This is a genomic window from Alicyclobacillus contaminans DSM 17975, from assembly GCF_000429525.1.
GTDB lineage: Bacteria > Bacillota > Bacilli > Alicyclobacillales > Alicyclobacillaceae > Alicyclobacillus_A > Alicyclobacillus_A contaminans.
Genome location: NZ_AUCA01000102.1, coordinates 1 through 1,621, shown reverse-complemented (window position 1 = coordinate 1,621; position 1,621 = coordinate 1). Strand labels below are relative to the sequence as shown.

At 61.8% G+C, this 1,621-nt stretch carries 1 protein-coding gene; it reads right to left on the bottom strand.

Annotated elements, in window-relative coordinates; translation table 11 throughout:
* Positions 1-46: 46 nt before the first annotated feature.
* Positions 47-1,450: a group II intron reverse transcriptase/maturase gene (gene ltrA, locus G463_RS0117310; RefSeq protein WP_026976123.1), complete on the bottom strand. Its 1,404-nt coding sequence runs from the start codon at positions 1,448-1,450 to the stop codon at positions 47-49.
* Between the last annotated feature and the right edge of the window lie 171 nt (positions 1,451-1,621).

The following is a 1,621-nucleotide window of genomic DNA, read 5'->3' as shown; positions in this document are numbered from 1 at the left end:
CCCCGTCCTCTCACACCACCGTACGTGCGGGTCCGCATACGGCGGTTCATGAAACTCCACGAAGCGTAAGGTATCTCGCCTGAAGACTGCGCAGCCCCAGTTGCTCAAAGTACGTTTTGTCCATGGCTTGGTTCAGCATCCTCGCCATGAACCACGGCCCTCGGCGTGAGTTGGCTGTCATGTGGACCACCCACTCCGGTTGCCCCAACGCGCGTAGCTCCCGATACCGCGTGCGCACTCGTTTCCATTGCTTCCATATGCACATTCGCAGCCTGCGCCGAATCCATTCATCGAACCGTTCGCAGCGCCCCTTCATCTCTGCCATCCGGTAGTACGCCACCCATCCCATGATGTACGCGTTCAATTGCCTGATGCGCTCCGCGATGGGCATGCTCCGTGAGCGGCTGGTGATCTGGCGCACCCGTTCTTTGAACCGTTCTATCGTCTTCGGTGCCAGGCGTATCGTGGCCAGCTTGTCGGACCGGAAGCTGAATCCGAGAAACCTCAACTTCCACGGCCGGTCTACCGCACTCTTCTCCTGGTTGACCTGCAGGTTCAGTGTCCCCTCCAGGTATCTGGTCAGTGACGCCATCACTCGCTCTCCCGCCCGACGCGACTTCACGTAGACATTGCAGTCGTCCGCGTAGCGGACAAACCGATGCCCTCGCTTCTCCAGCTCCTTGTCGAAGTCGTCCAGCATGATGTTGGCGAGCAGCGGGCTGAGGGGGCCGCCTTGCGGTGTCCCTTCCTCGTTGCGTATCACCACCCCGTCCGCCATGATGCCTGCGTTCAGGTAGGCCCGGATGAGCTTGAGGACCCGCTTGTCCTTGACCTTTCGCGCCACGCGCGCCATGAGCTTGTCGTGGTTCACTCGGTCAAAGAACTTCGCCAGATCCAGGTCCACTGCCCACCGGTAACCCAGCTGAATGTATTGCTGTGCCCTGCGCACCGCGTCATGGGCGCTCCGCCCCGGCCGGAATCCGAAGCTGTTCTCGGAGAACTCCGGGTCGAAAATCGGGTTCAATACCTGGAGCAGTGCCTGCTGGATGAGTCGGTCGATCACGGTGGGGATTCCCAGTCCCCGCACCCCGCCTCCGGGTTTCGGAATTTCGACCCGCCTGACGGGTTGCGGTTTGTAGGTCCCCGCGAGCAGCTGCTGACGCATGTCAGCCCAGTGGGTCTGGATGTACGACCGTAGTTGGGCTACCGTCACGCCATCCACCCCTGGCGCTCCCTTGTTCGCCTCGACTCTGCGAAGTGCCTGAAGCAGGTTCTCCCGCTCCAGCATCTTCTCCAGCAGGGAGTCCCTCTCTTCGCAGGATGGGGTCTGCACTTGTGCCAACGACGAACTCGGCCCTCCAATCCCGGCCTCTCGCGGCTTCACCACTACCCTCCGGGTGGAGGCCCCTTGCGGGGTATTCTGCTGTCGTCGCTCGTCGTGTGAACGCATCCAGTCCATCCTCGTTTCATGTTCGGCCCTTCCGCAGACGAGCGCCCGCCCACGTACTATGGCCTCTGCTGACTCCTGCCCGTTCAGCGCCGCCTCTCGACGGCGGTTACCGGCTCTACCAGCGTATCGGACAGGCCTCCCCGGATAAGAACGGCCCCTTTCCTCTCATGC